This window comes from Mycobacterium sp. E796 (genome assembly GCF_001672815.1).
In the GTDB taxonomy this organism is placed as follows: domain Bacteria; phylum Actinomycetota; class Actinomycetes; order Mycobacteriales; family Mycobacteriaceae; genus Mycobacterium.
In genome coordinates this window covers 1-4,287 of sequence record NZ_LZKK01000070.1, presented here as the reverse complement: position 1 = coordinate 4,287, position 4,287 = coordinate 1, and the positions used below count along the sequence as shown (strand labels likewise).

The following is a 4,287-nucleotide window of genomic DNA, read 5'->3' as shown; positions in this document are numbered from 1 at the left end:
GGGCTACCAGGTGCCCACGCTGTGGTCCGGGGACCTACGGGATTCCGCGCTGCTCTCCGAAGACCAGATCGTCAAGTTGGCCGACCTGTCCTTCACCCGGCAGAACATCGTGATCGGTCACCTCAACCACGCCCCGATCACCCACGTTTACAAGCAGCTGGTGGACATCATCCGGGCCCGTAGGCTGCGCACTGTGACGCTCAACGACGTGTTCCTGAAGCCCGAAATTCCGCACCGCACAGCGCGTTTCGCCGGCTAAATCGGCCTCAGGGGGTACTGCGGCGCAAGCGGTTCGGCGGACGGCTCGTTTCCGGCCCGTTGCCTGCTGCTCATGGCAGTGACGGTACTCGGGACGCGATTCAAATCAGGGTCAGGAATGCCGCGCCGAGCAGGCCCGCCGCGATCATCACGACAACCGCCGTCGCGACGGCCCGCCAGCCGAAGCTGCGGGCGACCATCACCGCACCCGGGACGCTGACGGCCGGAAGGGTGATCAACAGCGCGCCGAGGGTTCCCGACGAGACGCCGAGCAGCGCCAGGCCCTGCAGGATCGGGATCTCGCCCGCCGTCGGGATGACGATGAGCGTGCCGACGACCGCCGCGAGCACCACGACCAGCAGGCCGCCCTGCTGCAGGCGGGTCAGGGACAGCAGCCAGCCGCGGAACGCACCGAGTGCAAGCACCAGGACGGCGTACTCGGGCAGCAGTACCAGGCACAAGCGCAGCAGGGCTCCCGCGAAGCTTCGGGCGGGCGCCCAGGGCTGCTGCGCGGGCACGGGCGTCTCGGGCGGGGCAACCCGCCGCGACCGCGTCACGAGGCCGACGACAGTCGCGACGCCGACCACCGCGGCGATCCCGACCACCAGCCTGGTCAGCGCCCACTGCCACGGCGCGACGAACACCAGGAAGACCAGCACCGCGGGATTCAGCACGGGGTTGCCCAACCAATAGGCGATGGCGGCGACTCGGCTGACCCCGTTGCGCCGCAAGGTGACGGCGACCGGTGCTGCGCAGCATGTGCACATCATCGACGGCATGCCGGCAAGGCCGCCGGCCACCGCGGTGGAGACCAGGCGGCGCCGGTTCAGCACGCGGGGCAACCACGAGCGCGGTATGAATGCCTGAACCGACGCGCTGATCAGCAGCGCCACCACCAGCGCCTGCCAAATGGACAGGACGTAGGCGTGGAAGAACGTCGTGGCGGCATGCCAGGTCGGGGCGTCGCCGCTGTGCACGCCGCCCACGGTGAGGATGTTCGATCCCGGCCAGTGATGGGTTCGCTGGGCCCTCAGCGCTTTCGTCACATACGGCGTCCACTTGGCCCACAGCAGGCCCGTCACGAACACCGCTGCCGTGGCGACGGCGCCCAGCGCCACACCGGCGCGGCCCGGCGAGCGAATTGCATTGACACTCAATGGCAGCGCCACGCTCAAAGACGCTAACGGACAACCTCTGGCAGCGCCCACCGGGGCCGACCGGGCTGGAGGGATCGTCCGCGCCACGCCACGCTATGGCCCCCGAAAACGGACTTACCGGTTAGTCTCGGCATCGTGTACGGGGCTACCGAGACCGGATACAGCCGATACGTCGCCATCGGGGACAGCCAGACCGAGGGCCTGTGGGACGGTAACGACACCGTCGGCTTCCTCGGGTTCGCCGACCGGCTCGCTGCAATGATCGATTCGCACTATCCCGGCCTGCACTACGCCAACCTGGCGATTCGCGGCAAGCTGGTGGCCGACGTGCTACACGAGCAGCTCCCGCCGGCGCTCGCGATGCGGCCGGACCTGATCACCGTGTGCGTCGGGATGAACGACGTCATCCAGCCGGGTAACTCGTTCGGCCGGGCGCTGGTCAACCTCGATCACATGCACGCCGCGCTCGCCGAATCCGGGGCGACGGTGGTGACCACCACCTTCCCGAACGTCGCGCAGTTCCTCCCGCTCGGTCGGCTGGTCTCCGGGCGGCTCGCCCGCATCAACGACGCGATCCGGGCCGCCGCCGACCAATACGGCTTCCGGCTGGTCGACCTCTACGACGCGCCCTCGATGCGCGACCTGGACACCTGGGACGTCGACCGCGTGCACGCGTCCACCAAGGGCCACATCCTGTTCGCCGCCGCGGCGGCCGAGGCCCTGAATCTGCCCGGCAGCAACCATGATTGGGCCGAGGCGAGCGGCAGCCCCACGCGGCTGCCGCTCCGGACCCGGACCTACGGGCAGCTGCGCTGGACGCAGGAGAAGTTCATGCCGTGGGTGTGGCGGCGCATGCGCGGCAAATCCTCGGCCGACGGGCGGGTGCCCAAGCGCCCGCGCCTGGAACCGGTCAGCACGCCGACCGAGAGCACGGCGGCGCGGTTTATCCGTCGGTCAGGCATCCTTGACCCATGAACGTGGAGGCTTTGCTGCAGTCGATCCCGCCGCTGCTCGTGTACCTGGTGGTCGGCGGTGTGGTCGGGGTGGAGAGCCTGGGCGTTCCCCTTCCCGGTGAGATCGTGCTGGTCAGCGCGGCGCTGATGTCGTCGCACCACGACCTGGCCGTGAATCCGATCGGCGTCGGCGCCGCCGCGGTGATCGGCGCGGTGGTCGGCGACTCGATCGGCTATTCGGTCGGGCGCCGGTACGGCCTGCCGCTCTTCGACCGGCTCGGTCGGCGGTTCCCCAAACACTTCGGCCCCGGGCACGTCGCGCTCGCCGAAAAGCTGTTCAGCCGCTGGGGCGTTCGCGCGGTGTTCTTCGGCCGCTTCATCGCGTTGCTGCGGATCTTTGCCGGCCCGCTCGCCGGCGCGCTCAAGATGCCCTACCCGCGCTTCCTCGCGGCCAACGTCTCCGGCGGCATCTGCTGGGCGGGCGGTACCACCGCGCTCGTGTACTTCGCCGGAATGGCCGCCGAACGCTGGCTGGAGCGGTTCTCCTGGATCGGCCTGGTGGTCGCCGTCGTGTGCGGCATCACCGCCGCGATCCTGCTGCGCGAACGCACGTCGCGGATGATCGCCGAGCTGGAAGAAGAGCACTACCGCAAAGCCGAAGCCACCGACGCCGCTTAAGCCGGCGTGACGAGCGCGCGCTCTGCTCCGTGGCCGTTTAGCGGGAATCCATGGCTTTGCGCGTGCGTCCAGGGCGGGAAAGTCGCCCGGATCCCGCCATCAGTTCACACGGAAAGCCCAGGATTCACACTCAAGGCCCTGAGCCGACGCCGCTTAACCCACCGCCTCGCCGATGTCGATCGGCTCCACCGGGCGGTGCTCCTCGATGAGCGAGAGGCCCATCTTGCGGGCGCGCTGGGCGGCATCCAGGTCCCCCACCACCGCGAGGATCATCGCGCCCTTCATCAGGATGTGCCAGGACGACGCGAACTCCTCGACGTCGGTCAGCCCGGCCGCGACGGCGCGGCGGCGCACGATGTCGCGGACGTGGTCAATGTGGGCGATGCAGGCCTGGCCGGCGGGATGGTCGGCGCCCAACTCCAGGAGCACGTTGATGAACGAGCAGCCCTCGTAGCCGTCGCGCGACTGGAACCAGTCGTGTAGCACGTCGAAGATCGCGAGCAGCTGTTCCTCAGGGGTGCTGCCCCGCTGCCGGGACTGCTCCTCGATCAGGCCGTGCGTCCAGAGCTCCTCGCGCCGCTGCAGCACGGCCAGCACCAGCGCGTCCTTGGTCGGGAAGTGGCGGTAGAGGGTTGCCCTGGCCACGCCCGCTCGCACGATCACCTCGTCGGTGCCTACGGCGCGGATCCCACGCCGGCTGAACAGCTCATACGCCGCGGTCAGGATGCGTTCGCGGGCCGAGCTGATGACAGGAGTGACATTGTCGCTTGTCATACCGGGCCTTACCATACTCTTATCAGCCTAAGGTAGACAGACCGCCCTGTCTCGTTATACAAATGAGATTCGCGCACTTCGCGCAGCGTCTGTCTTCAGACAGAAGGACGGGCATCCATCCCGGCGCCCGGCGTCGGTAGATTAGGGAGTCCCTCATGAGCCCGATTACTGCGGAATCAGCCTTCAGTCCGCACCTGAGCCTCAGCACGCGGCTGGTCCACGAGCTGGGTGACCCACACAGCACGCTGCGGGCGACCACCGACCGCAACGGCGCGGCGGTGATCATCAACGCGGGTGGCGAGATCGATGCCTGCAACGAGCACACCTGGCGCCTGCTGGTCGGCGAGGCCGCCAGCATCGTCATCCCGCCGGGCCCCTTCGTCATCGACGTCAGCGGCCTCGAGTTCATGGGCTGCTGCGCGTTCGCGGTGCTGGCCGAGGAGGCGAAGCGGTGTCGAGAGCGCGGC

General features: G+C 68.6%; 5 protein-coding genes and 1 pseudogene. 4 read left to right on the top strand and 2 right to left on the bottom strand.

The window, feature by feature from the left end:
• A pseudogene (locus tag A5706_RS06495) lies at positions 1-259 on the top strand (polysaccharide deacetylase family protein); the annotation flags it as partial.
• Between the two features lie 100 nt (positions 260-359).
• On the opposite strand, the gene A5706_RS06490 reads toward A5706_RS06495, so the two are convergent.
• On the bottom strand, positions 360-1,427 hold the full coding sequence (locus tag A5706_RS06490) for a permease (protein WP_082964221.1): 1,068 nt from the start codon (positions 1,425-1,427) through the stop codon (positions 360-362).
• A gap of 123 nt (positions 1,428-1,550) precedes the next feature.
• On the opposite strand from A5706_RS06490, the gene A5706_RS06485 reads away from it, so the two are divergent.
• Both A5706_RS06485 and A5706_RS06480 read left to right on the top strand, forming a co-directional pair.
• A complete protein-coding gene (locus A5706_RS06485) occupies positions 1,551-2,390 on the top strand; it encodes an SGNH/GDSL hydrolase family protein (protein WP_068128359.1) in 840 nt (279 codons plus the stop codon).
• A complete protein-coding gene (locus tag A5706_RS06480; protein ID WP_068128356.1) occupies positions 2,387-3,046 on the top strand; it encodes a DedA family protein in 660 nt (219 codons plus the stop codon). The genes A5706_RS06485 and A5706_RS06480 overlap by 4 nt, the downstream gene beginning before the upstream one ends.
• A gap of 153 nt (positions 3,047-3,199) precedes the next feature.
• On the opposite strand, the gene A5706_RS06475 is transcribed toward A5706_RS06480, so the two are convergent.
• A complete protein-coding gene (locus A5706_RS06475; protein ID WP_068128355.1) occupies positions 3,200-3,820 on the bottom strand; it encodes a TetR/AcrR family transcriptional regulator in 621 nt (206 codons plus the stop codon).
• Between the two features lie 155 nt (positions 3,821-3,975).
• Between A5706_RS06475 and A5706_RS06470 the strand changes: the two genes are divergently transcribed.
• Positions 3,976-4,287, top strand: a 312-nt coding sequence (locus A5706_RS06470; protein ID WP_068128352.1) for an anti-sigma factor antagonist, incomplete at its 3' end; no start/stop codon positions are given.